This is a genomic window from Pseudomonas sp. B7 (genome assembly GCF_016735645.1).
GTDB lineage: Bacteria > Pseudomonadota > Gammaproteobacteria > Pseudomonadales > Pseudomonadaceae > Aquipseudomonas > Aquipseudomonas glycinae.
In genome coordinates this window covers 85,272-101,119 of sequence record NZ_JAERRE010000006.1, presented here as the reverse complement: position 1 = coordinate 101,119, position 15,848 = coordinate 85,272, and the positions used below count along the sequence as shown (strand labels likewise).

Annotated in this window: 15 protein-coding genes; 8 read left to right on the top strand and 7 right to left on the bottom strand. The window is 61.2% G+C overall.

Annotation, left to right across the window (positions count from 1 at the left end; translation table 11 throughout):
• Window positions 1-26 precede the first annotated feature (26 nt).
• Genes JKA62_RS15230 through JKA62_RS15215 form a run of 4 tightly spaced genes read left to right on the top strand, consistent with a single transcriptional unit; the run spans window position 27 to window position 4,186 of the window.
• A complete protein-coding gene (locus tag JKA62_RS15230; RefSeq protein WP_201818483.1) occupies window positions 27-809 on the top strand; it encodes a sugar phosphate isomerase/epimerase family protein in 783 nt (260 codons plus the stop codon).
• Window positions 802-1,839, top strand: coding sequence for a sugar kinase (locus JKA62_RS15225; protein WP_201818482.1), 1,038 nt, complete (start codon window positions 802-804; stop codon window positions 1,837-1,839). Before JKA62_RS15230 ends, JKA62_RS15225 begins: the two co-directional genes overlap by 8 nt.
• A 58-nt stretch (window positions 1,840-1,897) precedes the next feature.
• Window positions 1,898-3,196 carry an MFS transporter gene (locus JKA62_RS15220; RefSeq protein WP_085687082.1) on the top strand — a complete coding sequence of 433 codons (1,299 nt, stop codon included), beginning with the start codon at window positions 1,898-1,900 and terminating at the stop codon, window positions 3,194-3,196.
• A 21-nt stretch (window positions 3,197-3,217) separates the two neighbouring features.
• The gene (locus JKA62_RS15215) at window positions 3,218-4,186 is read left to right on the top strand and encodes a 2-hydroxyacid dehydrogenase (RefSeq protein WP_011334313.1); all 969 of its coding nucleotides are present in this window, start codon (window positions 3,218-3,220) and stop codon (window positions 4,184-4,186) included.
• A gap of 6 nt (window positions 4,187-4,192) precedes the next feature.
• Here the strand turns inward: JKA62_RS15215 and JKA62_RS15210 are convergent, their stop codons facing one another.
• Entirely contained in the window at window positions 4,193-5,380 is a 1,188-nt protein-coding gene (locus tag JKA62_RS15210; RefSeq protein WP_011334314.1) for a pyridoxal phosphate-dependent aminotransferase, read from the bottom strand.
• Window positions 5,381-5,517: 137 nt separating this feature from the next.
• Here JKA62_RS15210 and JKA62_RS15205 point away from each other — a divergent pair, with 137 nt between their 5' ends.
• Window positions 5,518-5,976, top strand: coding sequence for a hypothetical protein (locus JKA62_RS15205; RefSeq protein WP_201818481.1), 459 nt, complete (start codon window positions 5,518-5,520; stop codon window positions 5,974-5,976).
• Between the two features lie 36 nt (window positions 5,977-6,012).
• Here JKA62_RS15205 and JKA62_RS15200 read toward each other — a convergent pair whose 3' ends face one another.
• From JKA62_RS15200 to JKA62_RS15190, 3 genes are all read right to left on the bottom strand, one after another.
• Complete coding sequence (locus tag JKA62_RS15200; protein ID WP_201818480.1) at window positions 6,013-7,638, bottom strand: methyl-accepting chemotaxis protein; 1,626 nt, start codon at window positions 7,636-7,638, stop codon at window positions 6,013-6,015.
• 222 nt (window positions 7,639-7,860) lie between these two features.
• Window positions 7,861-9,000, bottom strand: coding sequence for a glycerate kinase (locus JKA62_RS15195; protein ID WP_201818478.1), 1,140 nt, complete (start codon window positions 8,998-9,000; stop codon window positions 7,861-7,863).
• A 91-nt stretch (window positions 9,001-9,091) separates the two neighbouring features.
• Window positions 9,092-10,216 (bottom strand): sugar diacid recognition domain-containing protein, encoded by a 1,125-nt coding sequence (locus JKA62_RS15190; RefSeq protein ID WP_039768706.1) that lies wholly within the window; start codon window positions 10,214-10,216, stop codon window positions 9,092-9,094.
• Between the two features lie 171 nt (window positions 10,217-10,387).
• Between JKA62_RS15190 and JKA62_RS15185 the strand changes: the two genes are divergently transcribed.
• Complete coding sequence (locus JKA62_RS15185; protein WP_201818477.1) at window positions 10,388-11,698, top strand: MFS transporter; 1,311 nt, start codon at window positions 10,388-10,390, stop codon at window positions 11,696-11,698.
• A gap of 56 nt (window positions 11,699-11,754) precedes the next feature.
• Here the strand turns inward: JKA62_RS15185 and JKA62_RS15180 are convergent, their stop codons facing one another.
• The 3 genes from JKA62_RS15180 to JKA62_RS15170 form a co-directional block, all read right to left on the bottom strand.
• Window positions 11,755-12,126 (bottom strand): DUF6124 family protein, encoded by a 372-nt coding sequence (locus tag JKA62_RS15180; RefSeq protein WP_201818476.1) that lies wholly within the window; start codon window positions 12,124-12,126, stop codon window positions 11,755-11,757.
• 546 nt (window positions 12,127-12,672) lie between these two features.
• Window positions 12,673-13,035: a hypothetical protein gene (locus JKA62_RS15175; protein ID WP_011334320.1), complete on the bottom strand. Its 363-nt coding sequence runs from the start codon at window positions 13,033-13,035 to the stop codon at window positions 12,673-12,675.
• The gene (locus JKA62_RS15170; protein WP_201818475.1) at window positions 13,032-13,736 is read right to left on the bottom strand and encodes an SDR family oxidoreductase; all 705 of its coding nucleotides are present in this window, start codon (window positions 13,734-13,736) and stop codon (window positions 13,032-13,034) included. The genes JKA62_RS15175 and JKA62_RS15170 overlap by 4 nt, the downstream gene beginning before the upstream one ends.
• A 99-nt stretch (window positions 13,737-13,835) precedes the next feature.
• Between JKA62_RS15170 and JKA62_RS15165 the strand changes: the two genes are divergently transcribed.
• Entirely contained in the window at window positions 13,836-14,735 is a 900-nt protein-coding gene (locus JKA62_RS15165; RefSeq protein ID WP_201818474.1) for a LysR family transcriptional regulator, read from the top strand.
• 69 nt (window positions 14,736-14,804) lie between these two features.
• Complete coding sequence (locus JKA62_RS15160; RefSeq protein WP_201818473.1) at window positions 14,805-15,818, top strand: aldo/keto reductase; 1,014 nt, start codon at window positions 14,805-14,807, stop codon at window positions 15,816-15,818.
• Window positions 15,819-15,848: the final 30 nt, after the last annotated feature.

The window sequence follows — 15,848 nt, the reverse complement described above, 5'->3', positions numbered from 1 at the left end:
GAAACCGGTTTCAGAGGTAGATAACAATGAATAGACCTGCCGTTTCCATCAGCCTGTCCAGCTACGGCGCCGACCTCGTCCGCCGCAATGGTCAGGCTTCGTTCATCAAAGTGCTGGCCGCCGCCGGCGCCAATCGCATTGAATGGCGCGAAGAACTGCTGACCATCGAAGTCCCCGAACAACTCGCCGCCGCCACACAAGCCGAAGGCCTGCAAAGCGTCTATTCCTCGCCCACCGAACTGTGGCTGGTCGGTCAGTCACGGCCCAATCCCGAACTCATCACTGCGCTGCAAAACGCTGAAGCGTTCGGCTCGAAGTGGCTGAAGGTTTCCCTGGGTTTCTTCACCGACAACAACGACCTGCAGACACTGGGGCAAATACTCGCGCAGAGCCCGGTGCAACTGCTGGTAGAGAACGACCAGACCTTGCACGGGGGCCGAATCGAACCGTTCCAGCGGTTCTTCGCCGCCGTCGAGCAACACAACCTGCCGATCAAGATGACCTTCGACATCGGCAACTGGCAGTGGCAAGACCAGTCCGCCAGCAGCGCCGCGCGCTTGTTGGGCCGTCATGTCGGTTACGTGCATTGCAAAGCCGTGGCCCGCCGCGCCGACGGCAAACTTGTAGCTGTGCCGCCCGCCGCCACCGACCTGCATCTGTGGGAACAACTGCTGCGGCACATGGCCCAAGGGGTCATGCGCGCCGCCGAATACCCGTTGCAGGGCGATGACCTGGTGCAACTCACCACCGAACACGTCGCCGCCCTCGCCCGCCTCGGCCAATCCCGTCTGGAGCCTGCTCATGTCTGAGATCGATATTCTGTCGTTCGGCGAAACCATGGCCATGTTTGTCGCCGAACAGAGCGGTGATCTGGCAACGGTCGAGCAGTTTCACAAACGGATTGCCGGGGCCGACAGCAACGTGGCCATCGGACTTTCCCGACTTGGTTTCAAGGTCGCGTGGTTGAGCCGTGTCGGTGCCGATTCGCTGGGACGATTTGTCGTTGAAACCCTGGCCCGCGAAGGGCTGGATTGCAGTCACGTTGAAGTCGACCCGGCGCACCCGACCGGTTTCCAGCTCAAGTCGCGCAACGATGACGGCAGCGATCCGACGGTCGAGTACTTCCGCCGTGGCTCGGCGGCCAGTCATCTGTCGCTGCAGTCGATCACCCCGAAACTGCTAGGCGCCCGGCATCTGCACGCCACTGGTATTCCGCCGGCGCTGTCCGCGTCGGCCCGGGAAATGTCCCGTGAACTGATGACCCGCATGCGCAACGCCGGGCGCAGCGTGTCGTTCGACCCGAACCTGCGCCCGAGCCTCTGGGCCGGCGAGCGGGAGATGATCCGCGAGATCAACCGCCTCGCCGCCCTCGCCCACTGGGTGTTGCCGGGGTTGAGCGAAGGCCGGCTGCTGACCGGGTTTGAAGATCCGGCGGATATCGCCGCGTTCTATCTCGATCAGGGTGCCGAAGCCGTGGCGATCAAGCTCGGGCCTCAAGGTGCGTATTACCGCACCCACCTGGATCAGGGGTTTGTCGCCGGGGTGCCGGTCAAAACCGTGGTCGATACGGTCGGCGCCGGCGATGGATTTGCGGTCGGGATGATCAGTGCCCTGCTGGAGCATCAGAGCTTTCCCGAGGCGGTCAGACGTGCCAACTGGATTGGCAGTCGGGCGGTGCAGAGCCGGGGTGACATGGAGGGTTTGCCGACCCGTTCCGAACTAGCCGTTGAATTCGAGGCCGCCATTGCTGGCAAGTCGAATCGTCTCACCGCAGCTCCCACAGTGTCCGTGGAGTACACAAAACCTGTGGGAGCTGGCTTGCCAGCGATGAGGCCCTGACAGACAACACATTTTTTGAACCTGCTGCGACAAAAACAACAAGCTCAGGAGCAAGACCATGAAAACCGCAACCCTCGCCACCCGCCGCTGGTGGTACATCATGCCGATCGTGTTCATCACCTATAGCCTGGCGTACCTGGACCGCGCCAATTATGGATTCGCTGCTGCCTCCGGAATGGCTGAAGACCTGATGATCACGCCGGGGCTGTCCTCGCTGCTCGGTGCGCTGTTCTTCCTCGGTTACTTTTTCTTCCAGGTACCCGGCGCGATCTACGCGCAAAAGCACAGTGTCAAGAAGCTGATCTTCGTCAGCCTGATCCTCTGGGGCGGGCTAGCCACACTGACCGGCGTGGTCTCCAACGCCTATTGGCTGATTGTCATCCGCTTCATGCTCGGCGTGGTCGAAGCGGCGGTGATGCCGGCGATGCTGGTGTACCTGTGCCACTGGTTCACCCGCGCCGAACGCTCGCGGGCCAACACCTTCCTGATCCTCGGCAACCCGGTGACCATGCTCTGGATGTCGGTGGTTTCCGGGTATCTGGTGCAGCATTTCAGCTGGCGCTGGATGTTTATCATTGAAGGCTTGCCGGCGGTGCTTTGGGCATTCATCTGGTGGAAGCTCGCCGATGATCGCCCTGCCCAGGCCAAGTGGCTCAACGATCAGGAAAAGCACGATCTGGAAAGCGCTCTCGCCGCCGAACAGGTCGGCATCAAAGCCGTGAAGAACTACGCCGAAGCCTTCCGTTCGCCGAAGGTGATCATTCTGGCGCTGCAATTCTTCTGCTGGAGCATCGGTGTCTACGGCTTCGTGCTGTGGCTGCCGTCGATCCTCAAGGCCGGCGCGCAGATGGACATGATCGAGGCCGGCTGGCTGTCGGCGTTGCCGTATCTGGCGGCGGTGATCGGGATGCTGCTGGTGTCGTGGGGCTCGGACAAGCTGCAAAAGCGTAAACGTTTCGTCTGGCCACCGCTGCTGATTGCCTCAGTGGCGTTCTACGGCTCCTACGCGTTGGGCGCGGAGCATTTCTGGTGGTCGTACACGCTGCTGGTGATTGCCGGCGCCTGCATGTACGCGCCTTACGGGCCGTTCTTCGCCATCGTCCCGGAGATTCTGCCGGCCAACGTGGCCGGTGGCGCCATGGCGCTGATCAACAGCATGGGCGCCCTCGGTTCGTTCGGCGGCTCGTATCTGGTCGGTTACCTGAACAGCTCCACCGGTTCGCCCGGCGCTTCGTATCTGTTGATGAGTGGCGCGCTGATGCTCTCGGTGGTGCTGACCATTTTTCTCAAGCCCGGCGCGAGCGACCGGGTGACGGCCAAGCGCGTCGCACCGCGTCCGCTGCCGGCCCATTCCTGAATTGATAGAGAGATGACTGCGATGAAAAAGCAGGTTGTGTTGTACAAGAAACTGTCGCCGGCGCTGATGGCGCGCCTTGAGGAACAGGTCGATGTGACGCTGATCGACAGCCTCGACGCCGACGGCCTGATGAAACTGCGCGACGCCCTCCCCGGTGCCCACGGCCTGCTCGGTGCGAGCCTGAAACTGGACGCGGCGCTGCTCGATCTGGCGCCGAACCTTGAAGCGATTTCCAGCGTCTCGGTGGGTGTCGACAACTACGACATCGACTACCTGACCCAACGCAAGGTCATGCTGACCAACACCCCGGACGTGCTCACCGAAACCACCGCCGACACCGGTTTCGCACTGATCCTGGCCACCGCCCGGCGCGTGGTTGAGCTGGCGAACATGGTGCGCGGCGGCCACTGGCACCGCAGCATCGGCCCGGCGCATTTCGGTACCGATGTGCACGGCAAGACCCTGGGCATCATCGGTATGGGGCGGATCGGTGAGGCGCTGGCCCAGCGTGGACATTTCGGGTTCGGGATGCCGGTGATCTATCACAGCCAGTCGCGCAAACCGGCGGTTGAAGAACGTTTCGATGCACAGTACCGCAGCCTTGAAGACTTGTTGCAGCAGGCGGATTTCATCTGCCTGACATTGCCGCTGACGGCGCAGACTGAAGGTCTGATTGGCGCCGAACAGTTTGCGTTGATGCGACCGGAGAGCATCTTCATCAACATTTCACGAGGCAAAGTTGTGGATGAGGCCGCGCTGATCGACACCTTGCGCCATAACCGGATTCGCGCGGCGGGGCTGGATGTGTTCGAGCGTGAACCGTTGAATCATGACTCGCCGTTGTTGCAGTTGAACAACGTGGTGGCGACGCCGCACATGGGCTCGGCAACCCATGAAACGCGCGAAGCGATGGCGCGGTGTGCGGTGGAGAATCTGTTGGCGGCGCTGGCGGGACAAAGGCCCGCCAATCTGGTGAATCCCCCACTCTGATCTTGGTCAGGCGCTGCGCACCTGGAGAAGCTGCGCAGCGCACAGCGCAATCCGCGAACACGCATCCGCCAGCTTCACCCGATCCACCACCAGCCCGATGCGAATATGCCCCGCCGCACTGGGCCCGAACGCTTCACCGGCCAGCACCGAAACCCCGTACCCCTCCAGCAACCGCTCGGCAAAGTCCTGCGCACCGAGCCCGGTCTGACGTACATCAACCATCACGAACATCCCGCCATCCGGCTTGATCGGGTACAACCCCGGACAGCCGCGCAACCGTTCGCACACCAGATCCCGGCGCAAGCGGTATTCCTCGCGCATTTGCGTCACTTCCGGCAGATCCTTTTCCAGTGCGACCTGCGCGGCCTTCTGCACAAAATCCGGCAGGCCGAACAGCATGCTCAGCGATAGATTCACCAGATGTTCGGCCAAGGGTTTCGGTCCGATCATCCAGCCGATGCGCCACCCGGTCATGGCGTGGGATTTGGACAAGCTGTTGATGGTCGCGGTGCGCTCGGCCATGCCCGGCAGGCTTGCCGGGCTGACGTGCTCGCCTTCGTATAACAATTCGCTGTAGACCTCATCGCTGATCAGCCACAGGTCATGACGGATACACAGCGCCGCCAGCTCCTGCCAGATCAACAGCGACAGACTGGCGCCGGAAGGATTATTGGGACTGTTGAGCAACATGGCCCGAGTCTTTGAGGTGATTCGCGCCGCAACGTCCACCGGATCGACGCGAAAGCCGTTTTCCGGCCGTACCGGCACCGGCACCACGGTTGCACCACAGGCACCAAACACGCCTTCATAAGTCACGTACATCGGTTCGGCGACGATCACCTCATCATCCGGATCCAGCAGACACTGCGCCACCGAATACACCGCGCATTGCGCGCCGGGCAACACGATCACATGCTCGGCATCGACGTCCTGACCGCTGCTGCGCCGATGGCGCTCGGCAATCCGCTTGCGCAGCTCCAGTCGGCCGCGCACTTCGGAATAATGCGTATCGCCCGCCAACAGGCTGTCGATGGCGCCATGGATGATCGGCAGCGGCGTATCAAAATCCGGATCGCCCACGGACAGCAGCAAGACATCAATGCCCTCGGCGCGCAGCTCCAGCGCTCGGTCGTGAATCCGCCAGGCCGCTGCTCCCTCCCCGGCGATTCGTTGGGTCAAGGCTGAATAGCGCATGTACGTCTCCTGATTGCGCGGTCTCCAGCCTTCACCCTAGGTCAAATCACGAAGCGCGCCACCATCGCGCTCCCTCCTTCCAGCGGATGCGATGAAACTCTTGGAAAACTAAACACTTTCGACCTCCGAATGCACTGATGGCTACTGTCAGAGTTGACAGTATCGAGGCACGCGAAAGAGTTTTAGTGTTCCGTGGCACCTATCTGAATCAAGGCATTTTTGAACGCCAAGGAGAAATTGATATGCAAGCCCCCCCGCCAGCGCCAACACTTCCGCCTGATCTGGAAAATGGCCTCGTCGATACAAAGTATCTCGATGAACATAACGGAGAACTTATCGTCACCTTCAAGCATGACGGTACTGCCCCCCCACCCGATATTATCCAAGTTTATCTAGAAGCGACTGCTAGCGTACCTTCCACCCCGGTGTACTCCGGTCAATTCAAAGACCCAGAGGAAATCAAGGTCCCTTTTTCAAAGGCTGTATTCAAAGAGAAAGGCAATGGAATTCGCTATTTTTACTACGATTGGATGTTCCTAGACGGGTCTCGAAGCCCGCTATCACATCCTGCACGGGTAACGGTGCTAATTCCCTAAAACCAATCGTCGGGCTCGATATCCGAGCCCGTCATTTCAAATCACAAAGCGCGCCACCATCGCATTCAAATCCACCGCCAGGCGCGACAGTTCGTGAGTCGCGGCGCTGGTTTGATTTGCGCCGGCGGCCGATTGAGTGGCCAGGTCGCGGATGTTGACCAGGTTGCGGTCGACCTCGCGGGACACCTGCGCCTGCTCTTCCGAAGCGCTGGCGATCACCAGGTTGCGCTCGTTGATCTGGTGAATCGATTGGGTGATCTGCTCCAGCGCAACGCCAGCGGCGCGGGCCATTTCCAGGGTGGTCTGGGTGCGCTGGTTACTTTGCTGCATCGACTCGACTGCTTCACCGGTGCCGTTCTGAATGCCGGCGACCATTTTTTCGATTTCCTGGGTCGACTGCGCGGTGCGATGGGCCAGGGCGCGAACCTCGTCCGCTACCACGGCGAAACCGCGTCCCGCTTCACCGGCACGCGCCGCTTCGATGGCGGCGTTGAGCGCCAGCAGGTTGGTCTGTTCGGCGATGGCGCGGATCACGTCCAGCACTTTACCGATGTCGCGGCCCTGAGCCGCCAGGCCTTCGATCATCTGTGCGGTGCTCTGCACGTCGTGGGTCATGGTCTGGATCGCGTCGACGGTTTTCACCACCTGATCGCGACCTTCACGGGCGGCGTGGGTCGACTGGTTCGAGGCTTCGGAAGTCGAAACCGCGTTGCGTGCCACCTCTTCCACCGCGGCGGTCATTTCGTTGACGGCGGTGGCGGCCTGTTCGATTTCGTCGTTCTGCTGTTGCAGACCACGGGAGGCCTCTTCGGTCACCGCGCTGAGTTCTTCGGCGGCGGCGCCCAGTTGGGTGGCGGAGCCGGCAATCTGCTCGATGGTCTTGCGCAGGTTGGTCTGCATCGCGGCCAAGGCTTCAAGCAGGCGCGCCGGCTCGTCCTTGCCGTCGACTTCGATGACTTTGGTCAAATTGCCGCCCGCGATGGTTTGCGCCGCTGCCACGGCGCGATTCAACGGGGTGACGATGCTGCGCGTCAGCAGCCAGGCCAGCAACACCGTGGCCAATGCGGCGATCACCGCGACGATGACGATTCCGGTAATGGCACTGTCGTAATGCTCGCCGGCCTGAATGGAGGCGTCTTTTGCCCCGGCGGCATTGATCGCGATGAGTTTATTGAGCTGCTCACCCATCTGGTCCGTGCCGTCCTTGATCTTCGTGTTGATCAAGGCGCGCATCTCTTCGAGCTTGTCCTGACGCGACAAATCCATCATTTGGTTCTGGGCTTGCAGATAGTTGTCCAGCGTCGTCGCGAAGGCCTGATATTGCGCACGCTCTTCACTCTCAGCGGGCAACGCGGCGTAAGCGGCTTGGGCGCTGCGCACTTTGTCCACCAGCACGCCGATGCGAGTCTGTGCTTCCTGCAGGCCTGCAGCTTCACGGTTGACCAGAATCCGGAACGATAGAATCCGCAGCCGCAATACGTTCTCCGTCATCACCCCAAGATAAGTAACGCTGGGCAACTGATTGGTCTGCATCTCGACGGACGCCTGACGGATGATCGACATGCGGTTGACGGCGAACACGCCGAGCACAATCACCAGCAGGGCAATAAAGGCAAAACCGAGGAAGGCACGGGGCGCGATATTCAGATTACGCAAGGACATAGGAGGACTCTCGGATAGTTGAAACTACTAGCGTCCATGCCCTGTTCACTGGCCCTTGTGCGGGCTTCAGTCCGGCGTCACTGTTTCAGGAAGTCTTGTGCGCGCCTGATCTCTGTATCGGCCAGGCTTGAGGAATTTTGCAGGTAAAGAGCAAATATTTTTCTAATTATTGCGAGTGTTTCGCTATTGAAACACCCGACGGTTTAGATGATGGGTGACAGGTCAGGCCGGAGTCGCCATGCGCCAGACGCGGGCAATATCGGTGGCACGTTCGCGCAACAGACGCGGTGCTTCGGCGCAAGCCTGTTCGAGGGTCATCGGGCCGCTGGTGACGGCGAATGCGGCGTCGATACCGTGATCGTAGAGCGCTTGATAGCCCTCGCCCAAAGTCCCGGCAACGACGATCACCGGTACGCCGTGTTGCTTGGCGATCCGCGCCACGCCAAACGGGGTTTTGCCGCGCAGGGTCTGGGCATCGAAGCGTCCTTCGCCGGTGATGACCAGATGTGCGCCCTTCACGGCATCGGCCAGTCCGACCAGTTCGGCGACCACTTCGACACCGGCCTGGAACCGTGCGCCGAGAAATGCCTTGGCCGCAAAACCCAGTCCACCCGCGGCACCGCTGCCCGGCTCGTCCTGAACATCCTTGCCCAACGCCTGCGCGCACAATTGGGCAAAGTGACCGAGGGCTTGATCCAGTTGCTGCACTTGCGCAGGAGATGCGCCCTTCTGCGGACCGAAGATTGCCGAGGCGCCGTGAGGGCCACACAGCGGATTGTTGACGTCGGCGGCGATATCGAAACGGATGTGCGCCAGACGCGGGTCGAGTTCGCTCAGGTCCAGTCGTGCGAGTTGCGCCAGCGCCAGGCCGCCCGGCACCAACGATTGCCCTTGAGCATCCAGCAGTTTCACACCCAGCGCCTGCATCGCGCCGGCACCGCCGTCGTTGGTGGCGCTGCCACCGATGGCCAGGATCACCCGTTGTGCGCCGGCATCCATTGCTGCACGGATCAACTCACCCGTGCCAAAGGTGCTGCTGATGCACGCATCACGCTGCCCCGGCGGCACCAGCTGCAGACCACTGGCTTCGGCCATTTCGATGATTGCAGTGTGGTTATGCGGTAGCCAGCCCCACGCGGCTTCAACCGCTGCGCCCAACGGACCACGCACGCGGGTGCGGCGCAGTTCGCCTTCGCACGCGGCGAGAATCGACTCCACCGTGCCTTCGCCACCGTCAGCCATCGGGCACTTGACCAGCGTCGCCTGCGGCCAGACCTGCGCCAGGCCCAGCGCAATGGCTTCTGCAACGCTTTGGGCACTCAGGCTGTCCTTGAACGAATCGGGGGCGATGACGATTTTCATGCGAATTCTCCAGTTCCAATGCCCCTCATGCTGCCAGTCGCCTTGCCCGTTGACGCCTGTCCGCTGCACAAGTGGCGCAGGCGTTTATTGTTCATTTCGACAAATCGTCGGTCTGCGGCAGCAATTGCACACCCAGATACAACGCCAGCATCCCGTCGAGCTTCAACGGATCGACCCCGCTCAACTCGGCAATCCGCTCCATCCGGTAACGCAGACTGTTGCGGTGAATCCCCAAGGCATCGGCGCAGGCCTGGCTCTGCCCGTCGTGATCGCACCAGCTGCGCAAGGTCGCGAGCAACTGGCCGTTGCTGTCCTTGGCGATCACTTTGCGTAACGGTTTGAGCAGTTCATCCAGCGCATCGTCGTTGCGATGGCGCCAGAGCATCACCGGCAAGCGATAGCGATTGAGGGTCAGCAGCCGTGAGCGCGGCAGCACTTCGCGGCCATAGGCGAGCAGATCGCCGACCCGTCGATAACAACGGCGCAGCCCGGCCAGCCCATCGGCCTGCCCGCCGACCGCAATGCGCAGGATGTTCCAGCCCAGGCCATCGAGTTTTTCCAGCAGTCGATCATGCTCGACGTTCTGACTCGCCGGCCGGCACCACAGCAGTGACGACTTGGCCGAACTCACGCACCAACTGTCCGGATAACGCGACATCAGCCAGGCACTCAGCGCCTCGACGGTTTGCCCCGGCCCATGTTCCAGGCCCAACTCGAACAGATACGGCACCCGCGTCAGTTGCGGTTTGAGCCCGAGTTGCTGGGCCTCATCGACCAGCCTTGGCGAATCCCCCGCCTCGCTCAGCAGCAAGGCCAGCAAATCATCGCAACGCTGCCGCCGCCATTGCTGTTCGGATTGCTGGTTGCGCTGGCCGACCAGCATTTCAGCCGTCATGCGCACCAGTTCGGCGTAAGTGCGCAATTGCTCCGGCTCGCCGGTGATACCGAGTACACCGATCAAACGCTGATCGAGCAATAGCGGCAGGTTGATCCCCGGTTGCACGCCTTTCAAATGCACGGCGGTCTGCGCATCTATCTCCACCACCCTTCCGTTGGCCAGCACCAGTTGCGCGCCTTCATGGCGGGTGTTGATCCGCTCCGGCTCGCCACTGCCGAGGATCAACCCCTGGCTGTCCATGACGTTGACGTTGTACGGCAAAATGGCCATGGCCCGGTCGACGATGTCCTGGGCGAGGTCGTGATCGAGTTCGAACATAAGGGCTGGAATCCTTGAAAACAGGCGCGGACGGTTGTTCACCCGCACAGGGTCTGGCAGCAAACCCTGTGCTCAGGCACAAAGACAATCCGGCCAAAGGTGGCCGAGACTCTCAGGGCGATCAACGTTACCCTTTGCATCGCAAAAAATCATAATAAAGAGAGAGCCGCCATGTCGCAGAGCGCCGCTGCCGCCCAGACCATCGCTGACGATAAAAATGCCGTCTACAAACGCATCACCCTGCGTTTGATCCCCTTCATCTTCATCTGCTACCTGTTCAACTACCTCGACCGGGTCAACGTTGGATTCGCCAAACTGCAGATGCTCGACGCGCTGAAATTCAGCGAAACCGTGTACGGCCTCGGTGCCGGGATCTTCTTCATCGGCTACGTGCTGTGCGGCGTACCGAGCAACCTGGCGCTGACCAAATTCGGTCCGCGGCGCTGGATCGCGCTGATGATGATCACCTGGGGCACGCTGTCGACCTGCCTGCTGTTCGTCACCACGCCAACCCAGTTCTACACTCTGCGCCTGTTCACCGGCGCCGCCGAAGCCGGATTCTTCCCAGGTGTTGTGCTGTATCTCTCGCAGTGGTTCCCGACCTTCCGCCGTGGCCGGATCATGGCGTTGTTCATGTCGGCGATTCCGGTGTCGGGCCTGCTCGGCAGCCCGTTTTCCGGCTGGATCCTCAATCACTTCGCCGCCGGCCAGGGTGGTCTGGCCGGTTGGCAGTGGATGTTCCTGCTGCAAGGCATTCCAACCGTGGTGCTGGGCGCACTCGCCTACTTCCTGTTGAGCGACAACTTCGCCGCTGCCAAATGGCTGACCCCGCACGAGCGTTCGGTGCTGGAAGCCGATCAGGCAGAGGACCTGGCGAACAAACCGAAAACCACTTCCGATTCGCTGATTGCCGTATTCAAGAACCCGGCCATCTGGGCCTTCGGCCTGATCTACTTCTGCATCCAGAGCGGCGTGTACGCGATCAACTTCTGGCTGCCGTCGATCATCAAGAACCTCGGCTTCAGCGACAACCTGGTGATTGGCTGGTTGAGTGCGATTCCGTATCTGCTGGCGGCGGTGTTCATGCTGGTAGTTGGTCGCTCGGCGGACTTGCGCAAAGAGCGTCGCTGGCATCTGGTGGTGCCAATGTTGATGGGCGCTGTCGGCCTGCTGATCGCGGTGAACTTCGCAGCGAATCCCGCGATTGCGATCCTCGGCCTGACCATCGCGACCATGGGCGCGTTGACCGGTCTGCCGATGTTCTGGCCGGTGCCGACTGCCATGCTCAGTGCAGGTGCTGCGGCGGGCGGGTTGGCGTTGATCAACTCGATGGGGCAGATGGCCGGGTTCCTCAGCCCTTACCTTGTGGGTTGGGTGAAGGACAGCACCGGGTCGACCGACGCGGCGTTGTATCTGCTGGCGGGTGTGATTGTTGGCGGGAGTCTGCTGGCGTTGCGGATGACGCGGACGTTGCGGGCTTAAGCCTTAGTCGAAATACAGAAACGGCCCTTTTCGGGCCGTTTTTCTTTTGGATCTAGCTACAGCGGTGCTTCAGTCTTGAGTTCCAGATTATCCAGCGCCCGGTTCACCGCCAGTTCACTCAGCATGATCAGTTGCGCAATGCCCAGCAGCACATGCCTCTGCGAGCCGTCCACCAGTCCGGCGAAGTCGGTCGCCATGACTTTGGCAGAGGTCAGCGTCTCGCAGGCATCGGCCAGCAGTTCTTCGCTGTCGATGCCGGGGGCGATGAGGTAGCGGGCGTTGGGTTTGAGCAGCGGTTTTCTGGGGAGCAGCGGATTGAGGTAGTGATCGAGGGCGCGTTCGGCGGCTTCGTGGAATTTCTTTGAATCGAGGGTTTCGTAGGGCGAGGTGGTGTCGGCTTCGGGTGGGTTGGGTGTTGGTTTGATCATGGTGGAACTCCTAAGGCACATATATGGAGCCACCACTCTCGCTACCAAACGATGGTGGTGGCCAGACGCAGGTTGGTAGACCGGGCCTTAGGAGAAACGGCGCACCCGAAGGTGCCCTGCGAATGACCACCATAAAACAGAGACAAAAGACTCTACAAAATGGAGCACTCTGCACTTAAAGACCCGGGCTACCAAACCCGATCGCTGTTCTTTTCAGCGACGGGACAACGATAAAACCCGGCCCCCAAGCGCACAAGCCGGCGGATTCTGGCTTAGTCGTAGGCAACGGCGCAAGGTTGTGTAGCCTGGGGTGCGTGTCTGAACGTGTCCTTTAAACACACGGCTTAAACACTGCGATGTGACTGAGAACGTCACCCCCTCACCCCAGCCCTCTCCCCCAAGGGGGCGAGGGGGAAAGGGAGCCGATCTCGGTGCATTTCAACGCCGGAGTTCGACTCGATGTTTCAGGTCGATGTACCTCGTGATAACACCTCGGTCGGCTCCCTCTCCCTCCGGGAGAGGGCTGGGGTGAGGGCGCTCTTGATTTTAAACTCTAGATTTCGCGTCCAGCTCAAGAACCAATCCCCCAGGCATCTGCACAAAAATCTGCAAGACCCCATCCTCCGGCACTTGCGCCACCTGATACGGCAACCCACTGCCCTGCACCCGCTTCAAAACCACCGCCGCGTCTTCATCCGTACGAAACGCAAGATGACTCAACGCTGCCTCATCCAGCGCAGGCTGCTCAATCACATGCACCAACGCCTGCCCATCCTGATACAACCACCGCCCGGGAAATGGAAACGGCGGTCGCCGCCCCGGCGTCAATCCCAGCAATACATTGAAGGCGTCCTGAATCGGCTGCCCGTCCGGCGCATTGAACGCCAGGTGATCGAAGTGCCAGGTCATAACAATCCACCTCCGTCGACATCGATGATGCTGCCGCTGATAAAGCCGTTTTCCATGACCAGCATAAAAGCGGCGGCCAGGTCCTGCGGCTTGCCGACCCGACCCACCGGCAGCGCCGCCGAGGTACGGACGAACATTGCATTGCGCTGACTTTCGTCCATGCCGGCGTAGGCTTCGGTGTCAGTCACGCCGGGGCTGATCACGTTGACCCGGCGCGGCGCCAGCTCCTTGGCCAGTTGTTTGGCCAGAGCTTCCAGCGCGGCATTCAACGTGGTCTTGATGAATTGCCCCGCTACGAATTTGCGCGACAGCAAACCTGACGTCAGGGTGATGCTGGCCCGCTCGCTCAGGTACGGCAGTGCCGCTTGAATGGCGCGCAAGGTGCCCCAGAATTTCACGTCGAAGGCCTGCTGCGCCTGAAGCAGATCGCTGTCGGCCAACAGCTTGGCGCTGACGCTCGGCCCGGCGGTAATCACCAGATGATCGAACGCGCCGATGCGCTCGAACAGTTGACGCAGCGAGGCGTCATCGGTGACATCGGCGGATTCGTGGCGGACACCGTCATGGGTTTCTGACGTTTCAACACGGCGCCCAACCGAATAAACACGGGCGCCTCGTTCAGCGGCGTTCGACGCGACGGCGGCGCCAATGCCGCTGCTGCCGCCGATGACCACAACAGTCTGGTTGTCGAATGGTTTCATGAGAGTTCTCCGGTGGGCTTGAGGAGATTGCATCTTCCCCGGTTGCCAATCGCAGAAAAATCCCGGTAAATCGGAAGGATCTTTAAAGGATTTTTACCAATGAGCTCGATTCTCGATCTTGAGATCTTCGTCCGCACCGCCGACTCCGGCAGCATTTCCGCCGCCGCCCGGGCGCTGGAGCTGACACCGGCCGCCGCCAGCATCGCCTTGAAACGCCTGGAAACCCGCCTCGGCATCCGCCTCTTCGCCCGCTCGACCCGCAGCATGCGCCTGACCGAAGAAGGTCGGCGCTATCTGGAAAGCGTGCGCCTAGCACTGGCCACATTGGCCGAGGGCGAACAGGCGCTGAAGCAACAGACCGAAGGCCTGAGCGGCGTGCTGCAACTGGCGGCGCCGTCGGACTTCGGGCGCAATGTGCTGTTGCCGTGGCTGGACGATTTCAAGCGCGAGCACCCGCACATTCAGCTGCAATTGCTGCTCAACGACCGGCATGCGGATCTGTTTCGCGAGACGGTGGATGTGGCGCTGCGCTTTGGCGTGCCGAGTGATTCGACGCTGGTGGCGTTGCCGATTCTGCCTGAGCATCGCCGCGTGGCCTGCGCCAGTCCTGCGTATATCGAGCGCCACGGTACACCGCAAAATCCTGCCGAATTGAGCGAGCACGGCGCCCTGCTCTACCTGCGCAACGGCCGTCCCTACAACACCTGGCGTTTCCATCGCGACGACGAAACGGTCGAGGTCGAAGTCCGCGGCGACTACCTCAGCGACGACGGCGAAGTCGCCCGCCGCTGGGCGCTCGCCGGGCACGGCATTGCCTACAAGGCCTGGCTCGACGTGGCCGAAGACGTACGCGCCGGGCGGCTGGTGACGCTGTTCGATGACTGGCACGGCGAGAGCGTACCGTTCAATCTCTTGTGCCCGCATCGCGTGCAAGTCTCGGAACGGGTCAAGGTGTTGCAAGCGTTTTTGCGCCAGCGCTGCGAGGCGTTGCGGCGATAAATTCACTTTGCCGCGCCGGGCGCTTCTGGTATTTGATGGAAGCTTTCCCACCGACAAAAGGATTTCGGCATGAGCTATCGCACACTGGGTCACTCAGGGTTGCAAGTGTCCACCCTCACCCTCGGCACGATGATGTTCGGCGAACAGACCAGCGCGGAAGACTCGCTGCGCATCATCGACAAGGCCTGGGATCAGGGCATCAACTTCATCGACACCGCCGACGTCTATACCAACGGCCGCTCGGAAGAGATCGTCGGCGAAGCCATCGCCCGTCATCGGCATGAATGGGTGCTGGCGACCAAAGTCGGTTTCGGCCCCGTGGATGGCGTGCCGAACCGCAGCGGCTTGAGCCGCAAGCACATCTTCAATGGTCTGGAGGCCAGCCTGACCCGGCTCGGCACCGACTACCTCGACATCTATTACCTGCACCGCGAAGACCACAACACCCCGCTGGAAGTGACGATCTCGGCGATTGGCGATCTGATTCGCCAGGGCAAGATCCGTTATTGGGGCCTGTCGAACTATCGCGGCTGGCGGATTGCCGAGGTGATCCGCGTGGCGGACAAACTCGGCGTCGATCGCCCGGTGATCAGCCAGCCGCTGTACAACATCGTCAACCGTCAGGCCGAGACCGAGCAGATCACCGCCGCCCAGACTTACGGCCTCGGCGTCGTGCCTTACAGCCCGCTGGCCCGTGGCGTGCTCAGCGGCAAGTACGCACCGGACGTGACCCCGGACGCCAACAGCCGTGCCGGGCGCCAGGACAAACGGATTCTGGAGACTGAATGGCGCGTGGAATCGTTGCGCATTGCCCAGCAGATTCAGCAATACACCCGGGAGCGTGGGGTTGGGATTGTCGAGTTTGCGATTGCCTGGGTGCTGAACAACGGCGCGGTGACCTCGGCGATTGTCGGGCCGCGCACGGAAGAACAGTGGGATGCGTACACCAAGGCACAGGCGGTGAAGATTACGGCGGAGGATGAGGCGTTTATCGATTCGCTGGTAACGCCGGGGCATGCGTCTACGCCGGGGTTTAATGATGTGAGCCATTTTGTGTCGGGCCGCAAACCGCGTTCGGCTTGAGACCGCTGCCCTCACCCTAGCCCTCTCCCG

What these genes read in the sequence shown, in the direction of transcription:
- JKA62_RS15230 (WP_201818483.1), top strand. Translation starts at nt 27, where the DNA reads ATGAATAGACCTGCCGTTTCCATCAGCCTGTCCAGCTACGGCGCCGAC.
- JKA62_RS15225 (WP_201818482.1), top strand. Translation starts at nt 802, where the DNA reads ATGTCTGAGATCGATATTCTGTCGTTCGGCGAAACCATGGCCATGTTT.
- JKA62_RS15220 (WP_085687082.1), top strand. Translation starts at nt 1,898, where the DNA reads ATGAAAACCGCAACCCTCGCCACCCGCCGCTGGTGGTACATCATGCCG.
- JKA62_RS15215 (WP_011334313.1), top strand. Translation starts at nt 3,218, where the DNA reads ATGAAAAAGCAGGTTGTGTTGTACAAGAAACTGTCGCCGGCGCTGATG.
- JKA62_RS15210 (WP_011334314.1), bottom strand. Translation starts at nt 5,380, where the DNA reads ATGCGCTATTCAGCCTTGACCCAACGAATCGCCGGGGAGGGAGCAGCG.
- JKA62_RS15205 (WP_201818481.1), top strand. Translation starts at nt 5,518, where the DNA reads ATGGCTACTGTCAGAGTTGACAGTATCGAGGCACGCGAAAGAGTTTTA.
- JKA62_RS15200 (WP_201818480.1), bottom strand. Translation starts at nt 7,638, where the DNA reads ATGTCCTTGCGTAATCTGAATATCGCGCCCCGTGCCTTCCTCGGTTTT.
- JKA62_RS15195 (WP_201818478.1), bottom strand. Translation starts at nt 9,000, where the DNA reads ATGAAAATCGTCATCGCCCCCGATTCGTTCAAGGACAGCCTGAGTGCC.
- JKA62_RS15190 (WP_039768706.1), bottom strand. Translation starts at nt 10,216, where the DNA reads ATGTTCGAACTCGATCACGACCTCGCCCAGGACATCGTCGACCGGGCC.
- JKA62_RS15185 (WP_201818477.1), top strand. Translation starts at nt 10,388, where the DNA reads ATGTCGCAGAGCGCCGCTGCCGCCCAGACCATCGCTGACGATAAAAAT.
- JKA62_RS15180 (WP_201818476.1), bottom strand. Translation starts at nt 12,126, where the DNA reads ATGATCAAACCAACACCCAACCCACCCGAAGCCGACACCACCTCGCCC.
- JKA62_RS15175 (WP_011334320.1), bottom strand. Translation starts at nt 13,035, where the DNA reads ATGACCTGGCACTTCGATCACCTGGCGTTCAATGCGCCGGACGGGCAG.
- JKA62_RS15170 (WP_201818475.1), bottom strand. Translation starts at nt 13,736, where the DNA reads ATGAAACCATTCGACAACCAGACTGTTGTGGTCATCGGCGGCAGCAGC.
- JKA62_RS15165 (WP_201818474.1), top strand. Translation starts at nt 13,836, where the DNA reads ATGAGCTCGATTCTCGATCTTGAGATCTTCGTCCGCACCGCCGACTCC.
- JKA62_RS15160 (WP_201818473.1), top strand. Translation starts at nt 14,805, where the DNA reads ATGAGCTATCGCACACTGGGTCACTCAGGGTTGCAAGTGTCCACCCTC.